Origin of the sequence: Rhodomicrobium vannielii ATCC 17100 (assembly GCF_000166055.1) — a bacterium.
In the GTDB taxonomy this organism is placed as follows: Bacteria; Pseudomonadota; Alphaproteobacteria; order Rhizobiales; family Rhodomicrobiaceae; genus Rhodomicrobium; species Rhodomicrobium vannielii.
Window position 1 is genome coordinate 918,984 of sequence record NC_014664.1, and the last position, 17,202, is coordinate 936,185.

Below are 17,202 nucleotides of genomic sequence, written 5' to 3' on the forward strand. Positions count from 1 at the left end.
ACAAGTGGACCTGCGCATACATCTGGTTTGGCCAGTTGTACGCGAAAATTGATAGATGGCTGTGTAGCGGCAAGACTCGACTGCGGCTTCAATGCCGGATCGGGGGACGATTTTGCTAGAGGCCGCGTTACTTTTTGAGTTGTCCGATGCATGACGTTGTCGCCCAGTCCGACGATCGCGAGATCAATTTCAGGAAAATTCTGGCCGCGCTTTTCGCTAACGTGCGTCTCGTCCTCGCTGCGGCGGGGACAGGCGTTGTGCTCGCCGTGCTTCTCATCTTGGTCTCGAACCCGGTCTACAAGGCGACGGCGAAAGTCCTCATCGACACACGGCAACAAAACATCCTTTCGAGCGAGGAACTGGTCAAGAGTGCCATCTTCGACACCTCCGCGATCGACACGCAGGTTGAACTTCTCACATCGGGAAGCGTGGCGCGCCGGGCGCTTGCCGACCTCTCGGAGAAATCGGCTCCCGGCGAGATGAAACGGCAAACCTTCACGGATAAGGAAATTCGCGCCTTTCTGGCCAATCTTTCGGTCGCGCGAAAAGGGCTGACCTACGTTCTCGACGTTACCTTCGCGGCGCGCAACGCCGCAGAGGCGGCCAACGCCGCCAACGTCATCGTGAAGGCCTATATCGATGAGGCTGCGAGCGCCGACATGAACGCCGCGCAAAAAGCCAACGCCTGGCTGCAAGGCCGGATCAAGACCCTCGAACCGGAGGTGATCCGGCTCGAAAAGCAAATTCAGGACTACAAGGCCGTGAACGGACTGGTCAGCCTGGGCGAGCAGACCGTCGAGGAGCGAAATCTCGTGGAGTACATCGGCCAGCTCGGCCTCGCGAAAGCCGCGCTCGCCGAGGCGCAGGCGAAGCGCGACCTCGACCAGTCGAAAAGCGCCATGTCGCTCCAGTCGCAGGACGCCTATTCGATCGCGCGAACGAAGGTCTCCCTGATGGAGCGGGGCCTCGAAACGCTGCGCGCCGAAGTCGTCAACCGCCGGGAAAAGGAACTCCAGCTTCAGGAAATGAACCGCGAGGCGACCGCCGCGAAAGAGCTCTATGCCTCGCTCCTGAAGCGGCAGCGCGAGATTGAAGCGCAGGAAAGCCGCAGCGCCGCCTATGCCCGCGTGGTGCAGGAGGCGCTTCCCCCTGCGTGGCCGTCCTGGCCGCCCAAAGCGCTGCTTCTTCTCGCGGGCGCGTTCATCGGTTTCGTGGCGGGCACGCTCCTCGTGGTGGCAAGGCTCGTTGCGCGCTTCAGAGGGATCACGCTGCGGTCGCTTCGCCTCGCTCTCGACGGCGGCACCCCTCATGCCCCCCCTGCGGGACGCAATGCGTAAGGCAGTCCTCTATTCCGTCATCGATCAGGCCGCGCTCAGCGCCTTCAACTTTGCGCTCGCCTTCGCGCTCATCCGTATCTGGAGCGACAATCCTGAGGTTTTCGGCGTCTATTCGATGGTATTCGCGGGCGCGCTCGCGCTGACGTCAGTGCAGAACGCGCTGATAAACGCCCAGTTCACAATCCTCCGCCCCAAGGCGACGAGCGACAACGACGAAGCCACTCTTCTTTCGATGTTCTGGACGGTGAACGTCGCGGTCGTGCTCGGCGCGATGATCCTGATGTTCGCCGCAATCCTCGCCACGGGCGGCCACCTCGCGCTGGCCGCATCGGCCGCAGCCTATGTCAGCGCAACGCTTCTGCGCGAATACACCCGCAGCCATCATTTCTCCAACATGAACGTACGAGCCGTGCTCGCCCTCGACGGTGTTTCGCTCGCGACAAGTATCGTTCTCCTCGGTGTCGCCTATGCGTTCGGGCCGCCGCTAGGCCTGCCGATCCTGTTCGCGATTTTAGCTGCGGGGCTGCTCATTGCTTCCGCGCTCGCGGCCGTCACTCAGCGCCAGCACTATCGCATTCTCTGCGACAGGAAGACCGCAGCCTTCTATCGCGATGTGTGGCGCAAGCATTCCTTTTGGGCGCTGATGGGCGTAATCACGTCGGAATTTCAGCAGCGAGGCTACGTTTTCGTGGTGGCGGCGGCGTTCGGTGCGGGAAGCGTGGCGCTAATTCAGGCGGCCGCCTTGCTGTTCCGCCCGATCCAACTCGTGACGCACGCCTGGGGCAAGCTCGCGCGCGCGGTTCTCGCCGACCATCTGGCCAACGGAGATATTGACCGCGCCCGCGCCTTCACGCTCGCAAGCTTCGCGGTGCTCGGCGGCCTCTTTCTCGCTTTCTCTGCGGCACTGGCGCTCGGCTGGCCCTTCATCAGCGAAAGCCTCTTTCGAGGGCGCTATACCGACCTCGGCGGGATCGTCGTGCTTTGGGGGATCGCGGCGGGCGTCATCATGGCGACGGGCATTTTCAGTCTCGAAGTGCAGACGCTCATGCGATTCAAGGCATTGAGCTTCGGCGCGGCGCTGGGCGCGCTCGTCTGCGCGCTGGTTCTAGCTGTCGTGGTGGTCCTCGGCGATTTCCGCGCATCGGTTCTTGCCGTGATCGCGGGCCAACTGGCGTTCTTCGCCGTGGTGCTGCGCCTCCTGCCGAAAACCGGCTCTGCGGCGGCGGTTCCGTCGGAAACCGCCCGTGACGCATCCATTCCCGCGCCTGTCGAAAAGGATGCGGCCACACCATGACGTTAACCCGCCGCGAAATCCTCCGTCTTGTCGCGCTCGGGGCCGTGAGCACCGCGCTCGATAGTGCAGGCGCCGAGGAGCAAAAGCCGAACTTGAGGCAGCTTGGTGCGGATAAAAGGCTCGCGATCGGCTCCGCGTTCTCGACGAACGAACTCAATCCCGATGACGAGAGCCTCTTCCGGCACGAACTTTCGCGGATCACGCCCGAAAACGAGCTGAAGATGACCGCCATCAGGCCGACGCGCGAGACATTCGACTTCGCACGGGCCGATGCAATCGCCGATTTCGCCCGGCGCGGCGGTCTGGAAATGCGCGGCCATGCGCTCATCTGGAACAATGACAGGCAGCCGGGTTGGCTTGCGACGCTCTCTGAAGCGGAGATGCGCTCGGCCATCGAGGAGCACATCGAACGCACCATGGGGCGCTATGAGGGCCGCATCGAGGTGTGGGATGTGATCAACGAGCCGGTCGGCACCGTCGCGTTCGGGGATTACATGCTGCGCGACGGCCCGTTCGTCCAGCGCCTCGGGCCGGACTACATCGCGCTCGCCTTCCGCGCCGCCCGCGCCGTCGCTCCCGCCGCAAAGCTCGTCCTGAACGAAACGCACACCGAACGTGACGACCGCTTCGGCCGGAACTATCGCAGACGCCTCCTTTATATCATCGACCGCCTCCAGGATACCGGCGTGCCGCTCGACGGAATCGGCCTGCAAGGCCATCTCCAACCCGACAAGCCCTTCGATCCGCACGGTTTCGGCGCATTCCTAGACGAGATCGCGCGGCGGAAGCTTTTCATCGAGATCACCGAACTCGATGTCAACGACGCGAGCTTTCCCGACGACATCGCGGCGCGCGATCAGGCCGTCGCCGCAACATATCGGCGCTTCCTTCGCACCGCGCTGGCAAATCCGGCGGTGAGGAGCCTCAGCTTCTGGCAACTCGGCGACGGCGCAAGCTGGTATTTCGCGCAGTCGGTGGACGAGAACCCGTTGGGCCAGCGGCGCCCGCGTCCGCTGCTTTACGATGCCGACATGCGGCCGAAACTCGCTTTCGATGCGGTGGCGGATGAATTGCGGCGAATGCCCGAGCGCCCTCGCGGCTAGCCGCCCGACGGTTCCTTGGGATCGCGCGAGGCAAGGCGCCGCGCCGTCATGAAACAAAGGGCAACCGTGATGATCCACGGCATGGCGAGGCCGCGCGCGAGCGACGATTCTGTGACGTTGTGCACGAGCAGAAAGATCAGCGTTGAAACGGCGAACAGGAAGAAAGCCTTGTCGCTGACCCGTAGGCGGTCGATAGCAAGGAGGACTTGCCACAGGAAGGCGAGCATGAGCGTAAGCCCCGCCGCGCCGACGGTCAGCGCAAGGTCGAGATATCCATTATGCGACTGCGTCAGCAGATGGATGAAGGACGGGCTCGCCTGAAGGTTCGGCGCATCGAAGCCTACGCCCCAGAACGACCCGTAGCCGAAGCCGAGAAGCCAATGCGCCTGCCATTGCTCGACGGAAAACGCCCAGATTTCGTCCCTCCCGGTGAAGGAAGCGTCCGGTAGTATCGTCCCGAGCGCTTCGGCCACGGTCATGTCGAGCACGACGGTCACGATAAGGAGCAGACACGCAATAAGCGCGCCCCCGAGCGCAAGGATCACGGGCATTTTGAGCCGTGTCTCCCTTGTCGCAAGGAGGATCAGCCAGGCGGCGGCGGGCGCGGCGACGACGAGCGCGGCAGCGGTCTTGTTTCCCGACAGGATGAGCAGCCCGACCCACGCCGCAAGATAAGCCGCGTTCATGGCGCGCGAGAACGATCCTGCAAGCCGCGTCCGCCACATCGCGCCGATGAAAAGCCCCGTCGTCGCGATTACACCGAGGAAGTTCTTGTCGCCGGACAGCCCCCGAAAAAGGCCGCGATAATCGAACGAGAACGGGAAGGCCATGCTTGCGAGATTGGCAACCAACGTGATCGCGAAGGCGAGATAGGCGACGCGGAGAATTTCATCCTCCGACCGGCAATAGGCGGTGGCGCCTGCGGCACAGTAAACGCCAATGATGAGCAAAAGAGTGCGGCGAAACGAGATGTCGGGATGCGTCGCCCATGCCGCCGAGATGAGGCAGAACGCGAGGAAAACCGGCAGGATCGAAAGTGGCGGCAGGAGGCGAAGCAGCCGCTCCGGCCCTTGCAACAGGACGACAAGCGTCACCAGACCCGCGATCGACAGCCAGACGAGCTGATTGGCGATGTCGCTGGTCGCCGTCGAAACGGCGAAGGCACCTTTCTGCAAATCCGTGAAATCGACCGGCGAGAGGTCGGGCGGAAGCATCTCGGCGACCCGAAGCAGGATGACGAGCCACAGGAATGCGGGCAGCCACGCAAGGGGCACCGGCGCGCGCGCGGTCGCTTCCGTCATGGCTTGCGAGCCTCGGCGACACGGAGACAGTCTCGGTACGCGGCTAGCGTGCGGGCGGAAATGCTCTCTGGGTCGTAGGTGTCGAGCGGGGCGTTCGCGCCCCGGCCGGGGCGTTCCGCGCGCGCGACGTTCAGAGTCTCGCGCAAGCCCTCCGCCGTGAGCGGCTGTGGCAACGGCACGAACCAGCGGCGGCCAAGCTCTTCGGAGAGCGCCTTGAGCGAGCCGAGTTGGGGCGCGAACACCGGCACGTCGTAGGACAGGGAAAGAAGCACGCTGCCTGAGTTCAGGATCTGTTTGAAATTGAACGCGCCGAGATCCGCAGCGGAATAAATCACCGCCACCTCGTCGTCGGAAAGGCGATGCGGGCGCACGATCACGCGCCCCGCGCTTCCGCTGGCGAGACCGGTGAGCGCCGCGAGATAGGCGGCATCATCGCATGCTCCCGCGATCAGGAGCCGTTCGTCGTCCCGCGCGATCTGGAGGAAAGCTTGCGCCAGTTCGAGGATGCCCTTGCCCGGCCGGATCGCCCCAACTGCCGCGAGAACGAAATCGGTCGCCGTCAAGCCGAGGGCGTCGCGCGCGCGGGCTGTGTCGATGCGCGGGGGATAAGCAGTGCGATAGTGCGGGTGCGGAATGACGATCCTGCGGGCGCCCGCGAGTTGGGGATACGCGTCGAGACAACGCCGCTCGGCTTCGGCGGTCAGGTTGATGACAAGATCGACCTTCGCCAAGAAGGCCGCCATGTAGGTCCGCCAGATGCGTTCGCGGCTGTCGCCAAGCGACTCGTGCGGCGCGATGTTGTGCGCCGTCCAGACGACGATACCGCCGCGCGCTCTCACCCGGTCCATCTGCTGCAACATGCGCGTCGCATAGAGTCGCGACAGAACGGGATGAATGCGCGAGATGCGCCCCCAGAAGATGCACTCGGGCCAATGGATGTGAAGAACGTTCGTATCGTCAGCGCACGCGCGGTAGAACGAAAACTCCGAGACGGAGCAGCCCTGGCTCGTCATGGGCTCATGGATCAGCCACGTATAGGGATTGACGGCGCGGTCGGCGAGGCCCGGGCAGGCGACGATGCGCAGCGCGCGGACGCAATCCCGTTTGACAAGGTGCGGCGGCGGAGCGAGTTCGAAAGCAGAATCAGGATTGAGTGGCACGGGTTCTCAATAAACGAATGGATGTTCCGTGAACCCTAGCATTCTAGTTCGCGCGGATCACATCGTTTATCCACTTCTGTTAAATATCTAAAATTAGACGATTAACCACGCCTCCAATACATCGGTCAGCGCCGGGTTGAGGCCGTTGCGATGCTCTGTAGCTTTGTCTAAACCGGGACGAAGACGGAGTTTGTAAGATGAAAATATTCTTGACCGGACATTTGGGCTACATCGGCACCATCATGGCACCCGTGCTCGCTGCTGCGGGCCACAGCGTTACCGGCTGCGACGCCGATCTATACGAGCGGTGCACCTACGCGGCGGGCGGACGCATCGGCGATTTCCCCACATTGCGAAAAGATGTCCGCGATGTTCAGGTGGAAGACCTCGAAGGCTTCGATGCCGTCATTCACCTCGCCGCGCTTTCCAACGATCCGCTGAGCGACCTCAATCCCGACATCACCTATGCGATCAATCATAAGGCGAGCGTCCGGCTCGCCGAGCTGGCGAAGAAGGCGGGCGTGAAGCGCTTCATCATGGCGTCTTCATGCAGCAACTATGGCCGCGCGGGTGAGGCCCTCATCGACGAGACAGGCGATCTCAATCCCGTCACGGCCTACGGACAATCCAAGGTCCGCTCCGAGCGCGACATCGGCCTCATCGCGGACGACGGTTTTTGCCCCGTCTTCCTCCGACCGGCGACGGCATACGGTGTTTCGCCGCGCATGCGTTTCGACATCGTGCTGAACAACCTCGTGGCCTGGGCGGTTACGAAGGGCGTCATCTACATGAAGTCGGACGGTACGCCGTGGCGGCCGGTGGTTCACATCCGCGACATTTCGCAGGCCTTCCTGCGCGCGCTCGAAGCGCCGCGCGATGTGGTCTTCAATCAGGCGTTCAACGTTGGCACCACGGAGCACAATTACCGCATCCGCGACCTGGCCGAGGTGGTCGCCGAGGTCGTGCCTGACTGCCGGATCGAATATGCCGCCGATGCTGGCCCCGACACACGCTCCTACCGCGTGAATTTCAGCAAGATTGAACGCGAACTTGGCTTCAAGGCGGAATGGGACGCTCGGAAAGGCGCGGAGGAACTCTACAAGTCCTATCGCGAGGCCGGGCTGACGCTCGAAGACTTCGAAGGACCGCGCTATCAGCGCATCGGCCACATCAAATCGCTGCTCGCGGCGGGCATCCTCGCATCCGATCTCAGACACGTGCCACGGGCGGCGGCCTGAGCGTGGGCGAGGCATCGAAACCGGCAGCGAACGCAGCGGGCGCTGAGGCCGATGCCGGCGCAACGATCCACGCGATTGCCGCCGAAATCTTTCCGCTTTGCCGCAGCATCACCGGAGACGGCGTAAGGGAGACCTTGCGCCGCCTCGGCCGTCACATTCCGCTGGATGTGGTCGAGGTGGAGTCCGGTTCGCCCGCCTGCGACTGGACGGTTCCGAACGAGTGGACCATTCGCGCGGCCTATATCGAAAATGCCGCCGGTGAGCGGATCGTCGATTTTCGCGCGAACCCGCTGCACGTGATGAGCTACAGCGTCGCCGTCGACGAGGTCATGCCGCTTGCCGAGTTGAAGCGGCTCATCTTCACGCTTCCCGATCAGCCGGACCTCATCCCCTACCGCACATCCTATTACGAGCCGCGCTGGGGTTTCTGCATGGCGCATCGCCAACTGGAGACGCTGCCGGACGGCCTTTATCGCGCCGTCATCGATGCCGATCTCGCGCCCGGCCATCTTACCTACGGCGAATGCTATCTAGCGGGTGAAACGTCGGACGAGGTGCTCCTTTCCGCGCATATTTGCCACCCCGGCATGGCGAACGACAATTGTTCCGGCCTGGCGCTGCTCACTTTCCTCGCGAGCCAGCTTGCGGGCGAAAGAAGGCGCTACAGCTACCGTTTCCTGTTCGCGCCGGGGACTATCGGTGCGCTGACATGGCTCGCTCGCAGCGGGGAGGCCGTTTCGCGCATCCGCCACGGGCTGGTGCTGTCCTGCGTCGGCGACGGCGGAGGGCCGTATTACAAGCGCAGCCGTCGCGGCAATGCGGCCATCGACCGCGCCATGGATCATGTGTTGAGGCTCAACAGCGCCGCGCCGGAAATCGTGGACTTCTTCCCCTATGGCTATGACGAGCGCCAGTTCTGCTCGCCCGGCTTCGATCTCCCGGTCGGGCTGTTCCAGCGGAGCCGCTATGCGAGCTTCCCAGAGTATCACACCTCCGCCGATGCGATGGACTTCATAGCGCCAGGACATCTCGCCGAGAGCTATGGGCTGGTGCGCGAAGCGCTTTTCGTGATCGAAAATGACCGCGTTTATCGCAATCTGTTTCCGAAGGGCGAGCCGCAGCTTGGTCGGCGCGGGCTTTACGATGCCCTCGGCGGCGATCCGAAGGGGGCCGACAAGAACCTGGCGATGCTTTGGGTGCTCAACCTTTCGGACGGAGTGCACTCGCTGCTCGATATCGCCGAACGCGCGAAGATGCCGTTCGCGACGATCTTCGCCACCGCGATGCTTCTGGAGAGGCACAAGCTGATTGCGCCCGTCGCCTGAAGGGCGCCGCCCAGTTCGACAGCGAAGCTCAAGCGGCTTCCCGGTGCTCGCCGTCGCGCTCCTCCAGCACCATCGGCTCGACGCGTTCAAGCCACGCCTCTCGCCACCAGCTGAAGATCTCGCGCGGGCAGAACATGCGCTGCCCGCTGTATTTCGACTGGCACACCACGCCATCGAGGATCACGGCGGGGGTTTTCAGCGTCCGCATCTCGCCGCAGGATTCATCGACGAAGCGTTCCACGCGCGTCATCACCCGGAAGACCTTGCCGCAATAGGGCACGAGTTCAGCATCGAACATGAGGCCACGGTGTGAGCCGTCCTTGCCGAGTGTCGCGAGGATTTCCTCGAAGGGCTTCACGCGCACGAATTCGCCGGGCTTGAGGTTCAAAACGGTCGTCGAAGCTGCGGATTTCTTCTGCGGAAACAGATCGGGACGGCGAGGGAAGGGGATACCGCCCCACACAAAGCGCGCCTTGTTGTACAGCCAGCGTGCGGGCGCACCTATTTTGGGACGATGCGCCCTCGTGCCGTAGGTGTAGCCGAGATAGGTCAGCCCTCGCAGAATTTGCGCGATGCTCCAGTTGCCGGACCGGTAGGCGTTCGCATATTGCCGGACATCCCACCACGCCATGGGCCGGGTGAATTCGAGGAGGCTAGTCGCCTGACAGCGATAGAGCTTCCGGCCGTCCACGTCGCGCGAAGTTGCGGCGAGTACGTCGGCTTCGGTGCAGCCGCGGGATGCGGATGCGGGAGACGACATGGGAACGTCACCCGCCTCATTCACCGGCTTCAGCCAAGCCGTCCGCCAGAAAAGCAGGCAGGCCGCCTGGCACCCGTCGAACGCCTTCCCATCGCAGCGAATGGGCAGGTGCACCGCGTCATCGACTTGAAGGCCGATGTATTTGCCGCTGACGGTATCGCAGGTTTTATACGCATTCTTGTAAACTGTGAAGCGTTTGCCACAGTATTCAAACATCTGTGGCATGAATGGCATGCCGTCGATCGTGGCGTTCTTGTCCAGAGACGCTAATATTTCCGCCTTGCTTCTGACTTCGACATATTCACCGGCCTTGATCATTTTCTTATCCACTTGAGGAATGGGGTTCATGGCATATGGAGAACACATCTTTGTTATACAAAGAAATATGGTTCTTCGTGCCGAAGCGAGCGATGAGTTCGTCGCGATTGCGGAGAAGCCAGTCGCGGCATTCTCGTTGATGCGCCGCCAGACGCACAATTCCGTCGCTGATGCTCGCGACCGAGCGCGGATCTACCGGAACCGCCGCCTCGATCCCGTCAACAAAACCGTCCACGCCGCATCCCTTCGAGTAAACGATAGGCACCCCAGCAAGCAGCGCCTCGATGAAGGACATGCCGAATGTCTCGTTCCGGCTGGGCAGGACGAAACCGGAATACTGGCCGAGGCGTCGGAGAAGCTCGGTGTGTTCGAGTGGCCCGACAAGACGGACGCTCTCGCCGAGCCCGGCTTTGTCGATGAGGCTCTGAATGTGAGCCAGCCGTTCAGGACTTCCCCGCCCGACCAGATCGAGCGTTATGCCGGGTTCCCTCTCAAGCGCGCGTTTGAACGCGGGCAAGAGCCGGTCCAACCCCTTGCGCTTGTAGACTTCGAAGCACAGCACGGAAACGAAGGCGTTCGGACGGCTCGCCGCATGCGGCTCGATGCCGTCGAGATCCACGAAATTGGGCAGCAGCCGCTGTTTCGCCTGGCTCGGTTGGAACGCCTTCTGGAGCGTGGGACGGTACCACGCCGAGACATAATAGAGGCGCGAGCTTCGCTCCACCACGCGTCTGTAAAGAAATCGGTAGTGCGGCTTGACTGCCAGAACCTTGCTTTCAACCTCGCCGCGCAGAGAACACACGAGTGGCTTTTCAAACCAGAGGGAAAGCCAGTACCCGGCAAGCCCCTCGAAAGTGAGCTTGTGGGCATGGATGACGTCGAAATCCTCGCCCCTCGTTTGCAGGATGCGCCGGGTCTGCCGAGCGACAAGATACATTGAGGCGGCGAGTTGAACACCGAACGGCAGGCCCCAATAGCGGATGGAGATCATGCGACTGTCGCCATTGCCACCGCCGGGCGTGACCCGCGCGCGCCATGGCAGGGACGTTCTGTCCAGCGTGACGATGATATGATCCGCCTCTGGATTGGCGTCGATGAAGTTCTTTACGGCGAGCGTGTTCAACGGCTTGTTGATGTTCGGGTAGTCTCCCGTCACATGAAGAATGCAGCGTCGTCGAGGGTGCGGCGCGGGCGCCGTTTCAGTTTTCGTGTCGCAACCGGCGGTCGAAGAAGCCGGGCTCGTCTCCACGTCCATGGTTCAAACTCCGGTGGGGGCTGAAGGAGCGGCCGCAGCGCTCGCGCGCTCCCGAGCGACACGGCCTAGGAATTTCCAGTTGCCGACGATGTAGCGGCCCCTGAGGCGACGCGGTTCGCGCGCGAGACGATAGAGCCATTCGACACGGCCGGCACGCACCCAACCCGGCGCACGTGGCAGCCGTCCCGATACAAAGTCGAACAGCGCCCCCACTCCCATCAAGACCGGGGCGGATGTCGCTTCGGCGTGTCGATCGATCCAGAGTTCCTGCAACGGGTTTCCCATCGCGACGAGCACGAGATCGGCCTGTGAGAGGCGAATGTCCGCGAGAACCCGATCCGCCGAACCGGCGTCGAAATAGCCGTGATGACAGCCCGCGATATCGTGGCGCGAGCCTGGGGGAACGAGCCTGTTGGCTGCCGCTTCGGCGACGCCGGGCGCACTGCCGAGAAAGAAAATACGCAAAGGATGGCGCGTCGTGCTCAGATAATGCGGCACGAAGTCCGTGCCGTTCAGGTTCTCCGGAAAAAATGCGCCGAATTTGATCCGGCTCGCGAGATCGACGCCGAGACCGTCGTTGAACACGAGAAACCGTGAAAGTGCGTTGCGAAAATCCTGCCGCTCGCTCGCGAGATTGAGCGTGTGCGCATTGGCGAACGCGAGCTTCAGCTGTTGGCGATCGACGAAGGCGCGGTCGATGCGAGCCACCGCTTCGTTCCGCGCGCAAACCTCGAAATCCACCCCGAGCAGGGTTCGGCTCTCGCTCATGCCAACCGCCAGAACATGGTCTTCAGCTGTTTGAGGAGCGGCCCGGCAGGTGAAGCGGCAACACGTCTTTTCAGCAAGCCGAACGTGCCATATCGGCGAACTCCCATGATGCTGACGGGGGAGCCGAAAAGCTCCGCATCCTTGTCGTGATACAGGCGGAGCCGATCGCGCAGGGTCGTGCGGTAGAATGCGTTGTAGTCCGGATCGCAAAGCAGGATCTTGTTAGGTGTCACGGCGAAGGGCTTGAGACGGCCGCCGCTGATAAAATACTGAACCGCGCCAACGCAGACTTCGGGCCAGACTTCGTTGAAGAAATCGTCGAGGACGACCACGCCGCCGGGGTGAAGCGTGGCCTCGGCGAGTTTCAGATCGTTCAGCGCGCATTCCGCCGTGTGTCCCCCGTCCACGGAGAAAACGGAAATTGGGCCGGCGGCCGAAAGGATCTCTTCCGGTGCGACTTCGAGCGATGATTTCTGGATGATCGCGACCCTCGACGGGTCGCCGCCCCACCGGACGAGATTTTCGAGAAATCTTTTCCTGTCGCCGCGACCGGACCTGTCGGTGTTCAGGTGCTGGTTGCCAAACACGTCGATCGCCACAGACAGATCTTCGCTCGCGAGGTGCAACAAGATGAACAGTCGACCATGGTGAACGCCGATTTCGGCGCAAGGGCCAAATCGTCCGCTTTCTCTTAACAGGAAGATGAGTTCCGCTATGTATCGCGCGCTGAAGGGGTCGAGCCAGCCTTCGACGCGTCTTTGGCCTACGCGCAAATAGCGGTTGAGCTGAGACGACCAATGTTGCATCCGGGTTGCATAAACCGATGCTGGCTTGACCGCCACCTTTTGGATTGCGAATACTTAACGGTGCGGGCTGATCATTTGACAATGGTTAACGCAGCCAAAATCAGTATGCGAATATCAGAGAGCCTATGAAAAGCCAGAAGACTACACCGGCGGCCGCGCAAAGGGTCCAAGCCAGCCACGTTGCAAGTCGGCTCGGCCTGATTTCGGCACTATCCGTGTCGAGAGGTTGATCGGTATCGACCTCGACCTGAGCCATAGAGTCGCTGCCGCGCCTTTTTAGGGCAGCCTCATCCGACGGTTCGCGTGAGAAATGCGTCGTGTTTCCAGAATGAATCATGGGCTTCGCATCCGCCAGATGCCGCATTTGGCGTCTCCTAGGGCCTGTCCAGCTTGAATAAAGGCTAGCAGATTTGATCAAAAAATAAAAAGAACATTTTCAATTCGCGTGATGTGGTTTCGAATTAGTGAGTTGACTGAGTGTCATCTGGATTGTAGCAGTAAAAGCGATATGCGCTCGTTAACCTTGCACAGGACTTGCTCCCGTGCGGTTGATCTACGACAAATTTTATTCAAGGAAACGTAGAATGTATCGGAAAGGGGCATTATTATTCACCGCTCTTTTTGCCCTGTGCTGCCAAAAGCTGGCTGTATTAGCAGCGGATGCGGCGAGGCCCCTCGGTGACGCCTCAATTCAGGCATCGAGAGCAGGTCCGCGCGATGAGCTGGGTATCGGCGACAAGCTGAAGGTCAGCTTTTTTGGCAATATCGACCTCTCCGGTGAAGTGAATATCCAGTCGGACGGCACCATTACCTTGCCGGTGCTCGGCACTTTTCAATCTGCCGGAAAAACCGTTGGCGAGCTGACGAAAAGCATCTCCGAACGCTTTTCGCAGGATCCCACCAAAGCTGCCGACAACGTAGTCGTGAGCGTTATCGAATGGCGCCCCGTCTTCGTCACCGGCGACGTAACCACATCCGGTTCCTATCCCTATACACCCGGCATGACCGTGCTCCACGCAATTTCGGTGGCTGGGGGCTTCTTCAGGCTGGGGAATTCCGATCCTGCAACCTTCGTCAATGTCGCGCAGAATACATCGCGGATGCGCGAGATACAGGAGCAGACGAAGTACCAGATTGTGCGCCGCGCGTCGCTTCTCGCCGAAAAGGCAGGCGAAACGTCGATCAAGCCGCCGCTGGATTCTGGCATGGTTGACGAACGGACCGCTCGAAAGCTTGTCGAGGACGAGACGCGAAGCCTGAGCCTGCGGCGTAAGGCGCTACGGGACGAAATCGAGATGCGCCAGCGCCAGGTCACCCTGACGCGTCAGGAAATCAACGATCACACAACACAGTTGAAGCGCTTCGACGAAGAATTGAGGTCAAAGAAAGCACATCTCGCGGAGTTGAACGGTCTTCTGTCCAAGGGCGTGGCCAAGCGCCCAGACATACTGAGCGTGGACAGCTATATCGCCACGCTCGAAAGCAATCGGCGTGAGCTATTCGCCTCGATCTCGCGCGCTCAGCGGGATCTCGCCCAACTCGAACAGGTGCTCACGGACTTGCCATTGCGCCGGCAGATCCAGATTGAAGAGGAACTCACCGCTCTCGATGAGAGAATCCAGTCGAACAAGGCGCTTTACGAAGCGGCACGGCAGATCGTCGAGCAGTTCAGAGGGCCGGAGAACGAGTATCGCACGATATCGGCGGAGGCGCCGAAGCGCTCGCTTCAGATCATGCGCAAAACCGAAGGCGGACAGATTTTCATCGCGGCCGATTATGAAACGAGCGTGAGGCCGGGCGATGTGGTCGTCGTCGGAGGGCAGGTGAAGCAAGCCGCCGAGTTACTAGCCTCGTGGCGTCCGACCGATCCGGTTCGTTAAGCTTCGAACCAATATATTTCCGACAATAACAGCAATTTTAAATATTAATAATACTTTCAATTCTCAGTTACTGCCCTGCTTAAGAAGATCGCTTTTATGAATCCTTGTGCTAAAACATATTTGTAAAGCTAACGATTGATTAATAAAGGCGGCAATAAGAGGTATGCGCAGCAAAGTGGTCGATGTTTCGGAAATCGTCGTCTCTGGCGGGCATGACCAAGCTATCACGCCGAGGATGTTCGAAGACATCGCAATGGTTGTCGATGTTGCCCTTGTGGTAGCGTCCGCCGTTTTAATAAAATATCTTTATATTTCAATATATCTCGATGCGGAAGCTTCTTCCTCCTACGCGAGTTGCATATTGATCGTCACCGTTTCTCTTCTCGCGGGGCTTCGGCGACAGAACTATTACGAGGACATCCTGAAGCCGGGCGTTTGGCGCGGCTATTTCAGCCTGTTTCTGATCGTCGCCTTCGCTTTCGGGCTCTCGCTTTTCGTGCTTTTCGCGATCAAGGCAAGCGAGCAGTTCTCGCGTGGATGGTTCACGAGCTGGTTGCTCGTCACGTATGCGATTCTGCTCGTTACGCGCGTCGGCTGGCGTACGGCATACGCCCGCCTGCTGAAAAACGGCTACCTCAGAACCGCCGTTATCGTGATCGGTTCAGGCGAACCCCTTCAGAATACGGTTGCGAGGCTAAGAGACGAAGAGCGCCGAGGCCCCGTCAGCATAGCGGCCGTCTATGCGCTCGACCCGAATGAGGCGCGCGAGTCCGAAAGTCAGATCGACCGCAATTCGCATCTCGATGGCTGTCTCCAGCAAATCGTCATGCAATGCCAGACCAACTCGGTCAGCGACGTTATCGTGGCCCTCCCCGCATCCGAAAAGGACACGCTGTGCCGGGCTGTCGCGCACCTGCGACTGCTGCCTGTGAACGTGAACATCGTGCCCGACTTCGGTGAACTCGACCTGTCATCCGGAACGGTGCGCAGCTACGGGCACTTCGGTGCCATTGGGGTGCAGCGTATCCCGATTTCGGAATGGGGCGTCTTCGTCAAGAAGATAGAGGATATCGTCATCGCGACGATCGCGCTTTTCGTTTTCGCGCCTGCGATGTGTCTCATTGCCATCGCGATCAAACTGGACTCGCCCGGCCCCGTTTTTTTTCGTCAGCGTCGCCACGGCTTCAACAACAAGATCATCCACGTGCTGAAATTCCGCACGATGACGGTGCTGGAGGATGGGCAGCAGGTCGTGCAGGCCTCGAAATCCGACAGTCGGGTGACCCGCGTCGGGCGCATCCTTCGCCGCACGAGCCTCGACGAGCTACCGCAGTTCCTGAATGTGCTCAAGGGCGACATGTCCGTCGTGGGGCCGAGGCCGCATGCGTTGGCCCACAACGATTATTATTCCCGTCTTCTTGAGAACTACGCCAGGCGTCATCGCGTGAAGCCCGGCATCACCGGTTGGGCCCAGATCAATGGCTTCCGCGGCGAAGTGCTGGAGGCGTCACAGATGGAACAGCGCGTCAAGCTCGATCTCGAATACATCGAGAACTGGGCGATCTGGCTGGACATCAAGATCGTTCTTATGACGCCGATCTACGGCTTCATATCCCGCAAGGCCTATTGATCTTGCAGAGTTTCGGAGGTTTGTAATGCGTTCCTTGCCGAAAATCTCGATCGGTGTTCCTGTCTATAATGGGCTGCCCTATGTCGGCGAGCTCATGGACAGCCTGTTGTCCCAGACGTTCGGCGACTTCGATATCGTGATCTCGGACAACGCGTCAAATGACGGCACGGAGGAGTTGCTTCGCGCCTATGCCACCGCCGACGCGCGCGTAAAATACTTCCGTAACGAGACGAATATCGGGCTGATCCCGAATTACAACCGGGTCTTCGAACTCGCGACCGCGCCCTACTTCAAATGGTCCGCAGCCGACGATCTCTACGAGCCCGAGTATCTCGCAGCGTGTTTTCCCGCGATCCGGGACGACGCGTCGGTCGCTGTCAGCCACAGCGAAACCGCTCTCGTCGATGGAGACGGGCGCGCTCTTCCCTATGATAGTGGCCTTCACGCCTGCGTCGATACGCAGAACGGCAGAACCTGGTTGCTCGATCGCGACGACTGCGCCTGTTCGGGAAGCCGGACGCGGCGCTTCCGTGACGTGCTCGCCAAGCAGATCATGTGCGCGCCGATCTACGGGTTGATGCGGCGGGAAACGCTGCTGAAGACAGTCCTGCATCAGAGCTTTTTCGGTTCCGACAAGCTACTTCTCGCCGAACTCGCGCTCCATGGGCGCTATTCCATCGCTCCCGGAAAACTCTTCAAGAAGCGCATGCATGCGGAAATGACGAGCGTGATGGGCAAGACATCGGTGCAATCGCGGATCGATCCGGCGATCCGCTTCAAGTCCGCCCAACTCGTGAAGCTCGGCCACTACATCGCGATGCTGCGGAAAACGGATCTGGGCGCGGCCGAAAAGAGCCTGTGCTTCGCGTATCTCGCCGTTCATTCCGCGTCATCAATGATCCCCGAGACGTTCCGCTACCGTCCCGAACTCATGTTTGGCCGCATCCCGTTCGTACGCGCCGCTCGCGCATAGACTTCGAGCACCGTTACAGCGTCGTGCCATAATTCAGATGCGGCACGACGCTTC

At 60.7% G+C, this 17,202-nt stretch carries 14 protein-coding genes; 8 read left to right on the forward strand and 6 right to left on the reverse strand.

Annotated features, from left to right (window positions below):
* Nucleotides 1–146 precede the first annotated feature (146 nt).
* Genes RVAN_RS04135 through RVAN_RS04145 form a run of 3 tightly spaced genes read left to right on the forward strand, consistent with a single transcriptional unit; the run spans nt 147 to nt 3,734 of the window.
* The gene (locus RVAN_RS04135; RefSeq protein WP_013418507.1) at nt 147–1,337 is read left to right on the forward strand and encodes a GumC family protein; all 1,191 of its coding nucleotides are present in this window, start codon (nt 147–149) and stop codon (nt 1,335–1,337) included.
* Nucleotides 1,330–2,631 (forward strand): lipopolysaccharide biosynthesis protein, encoded by a 1,302-nt coding sequence (locus RVAN_RS04140; protein ID WP_041787270.1) that lies wholly within the window; start codon nt 1,330–1,332, stop codon nt 2,629–2,631. Before RVAN_RS04135 ends, RVAN_RS04140 begins: the two co-directional genes overlap by 8 nt.
* Nucleotides 2,628–3,734: an endo-1,4-beta-xylanase gene (locus RVAN_RS04145; protein ID WP_013418509.1), complete on the forward strand. Its 1,107-nt coding sequence runs from the start codon at nt 2,628–2,630 to the stop codon at nt 3,732–3,734. The genes RVAN_RS04140 and RVAN_RS04145 overlap by 4 nt, the downstream gene beginning before the upstream one ends.
* On the opposite strand, the gene RVAN_RS04150 is transcribed toward RVAN_RS04145, so the two are convergent.
* The gene (locus RVAN_RS04150; RefSeq protein ID WP_013418510.1) at nt 3,731–5,035 is read right to left on the reverse strand and encodes an O-antigen ligase family protein; all 1,305 of its coding nucleotides are present in this window, start codon (nt 5,033–5,035) and stop codon (nt 3,731–3,733) included. The genes RVAN_RS04145 and RVAN_RS04150 overlap by 4 nt on opposite strands.
* Nucleotides 5,032–6,195 carry a glycosyl transferase gene (locus RVAN_RS04155; RefSeq protein ID WP_013418511.1) on the reverse strand — a complete coding sequence of 388 codons (1,164 nt, stop codon included), beginning with the start codon at nt 6,193–6,195 and terminating at the stop codon, nt 5,032–5,034. The genes RVAN_RS04150 and RVAN_RS04155 overlap by 4 nt, the downstream gene beginning before the upstream one ends.
* A 197-nt stretch (nt 6,196–6,392) precedes the next feature.
* On the opposite strand from RVAN_RS04155, the gene RVAN_RS04160 reads away from it, so the two are divergent.
* Complete coding sequence (locus RVAN_RS04160; protein WP_013418512.1) at nt 6,393–7,433, forward strand: NAD-dependent epimerase/dehydratase family protein; 1,041 nt, start codon at nt 6,393–6,395, stop codon at nt 7,431–7,433.
* 2 nt (nt 7,434–7,435) lie between these two features.
* On the forward strand, nt 7,436–8,758 hold the full coding sequence (locus RVAN_RS04165) for a DUF4910 domain-containing protein (protein WP_013418513.1): 1,323 nt from the start codon (nt 7,436–7,438) through the stop codon (nt 8,756–8,758).
* Between the two features lie 28 nt (nt 8,759–8,786).
* Here the strand turns inward: RVAN_RS04165 and RVAN_RS04170 are convergent, their stop codons facing one another.
* Genes RVAN_RS04170 through RVAN_RS04185 form a run of 4 tightly spaced genes read right to left on the reverse strand, consistent with a single transcriptional unit; the run spans nt 8,787 to nt 12,665 of the window.
* Complete coding sequence (locus RVAN_RS04170) at nt 8,787–9,836, reverse strand: hypothetical protein (protein WP_013418514.1); 1,050 nt, start codon at nt 9,834–9,836, stop codon at nt 8,787–8,789.
* Between the two features lie 4 nt (nt 9,837–9,840).
* Nucleotides 9,841–11,091 (reverse strand): glycosyltransferase family 4 protein, encoded by a 1,251-nt coding sequence (locus RVAN_RS04175; protein ID WP_013418515.1) that lies wholly within the window; start codon nt 11,089–11,091, stop codon nt 9,841–9,843.
* A 3-nt stretch (nt 11,092–11,094) separates the two neighbouring features.
* Nucleotides 11,095–11,859 (reverse strand): WecB/TagA/CpsF family glycosyltransferase, encoded by a 765-nt coding sequence (locus RVAN_RS04180; protein ID WP_013418516.1) that lies wholly within the window; start codon nt 11,857–11,859, stop codon nt 11,095–11,097.
* Entirely contained in the window at nt 11,856–12,665 is an 810-nt protein-coding gene (locus RVAN_RS04185) for a class I SAM-dependent methyltransferase (protein ID WP_013418517.1), read from the reverse strand. Before RVAN_RS04185 ends, RVAN_RS04180 begins: the two co-directional genes overlap by 4 nt.
* 542 nt (nt 12,666–13,207) lie before the next feature.
* On the opposite strand from RVAN_RS04185, the gene RVAN_RS04195 reads away from it, so the two are divergent.
* The 3 genes from RVAN_RS04195 (at nt 13,208) to RVAN_RS04205 (ending at nt 17,148) form a co-directional block, all read left to right on the forward strand.
* A complete protein-coding gene (locus tag RVAN_RS04195; protein ID WP_155942343.1) occupies nt 13,208–14,545 on the forward strand; it encodes a polysaccharide biosynthesis/export family protein in 1,338 nt (445 codons plus the stop codon).
* Nucleotides 14,546–14,798: 253 nt separating this feature from the next.
* The gene (locus RVAN_RS04200; RefSeq protein ID WP_169309515.1) at nt 14,799–16,175 is read left to right on the forward strand and encodes an undecaprenyl-phosphate glucose phosphotransferase; all 1,377 of its coding nucleotides are present in this window, start codon (nt 14,799–14,801) and stop codon (nt 16,173–16,175) included.
* 25 nt (nt 16,176–16,200) lie between these two features.
* On the forward strand, nt 16,201–17,148 hold the full coding sequence (locus RVAN_RS04205; protein ID WP_013418521.1) for a glycosyltransferase family 2 protein: 948 nt from the start codon (nt 16,201–16,203) through the stop codon (nt 17,146–17,148).
* Nucleotides 17,149–17,202 lie beyond the last annotated feature (54 nt).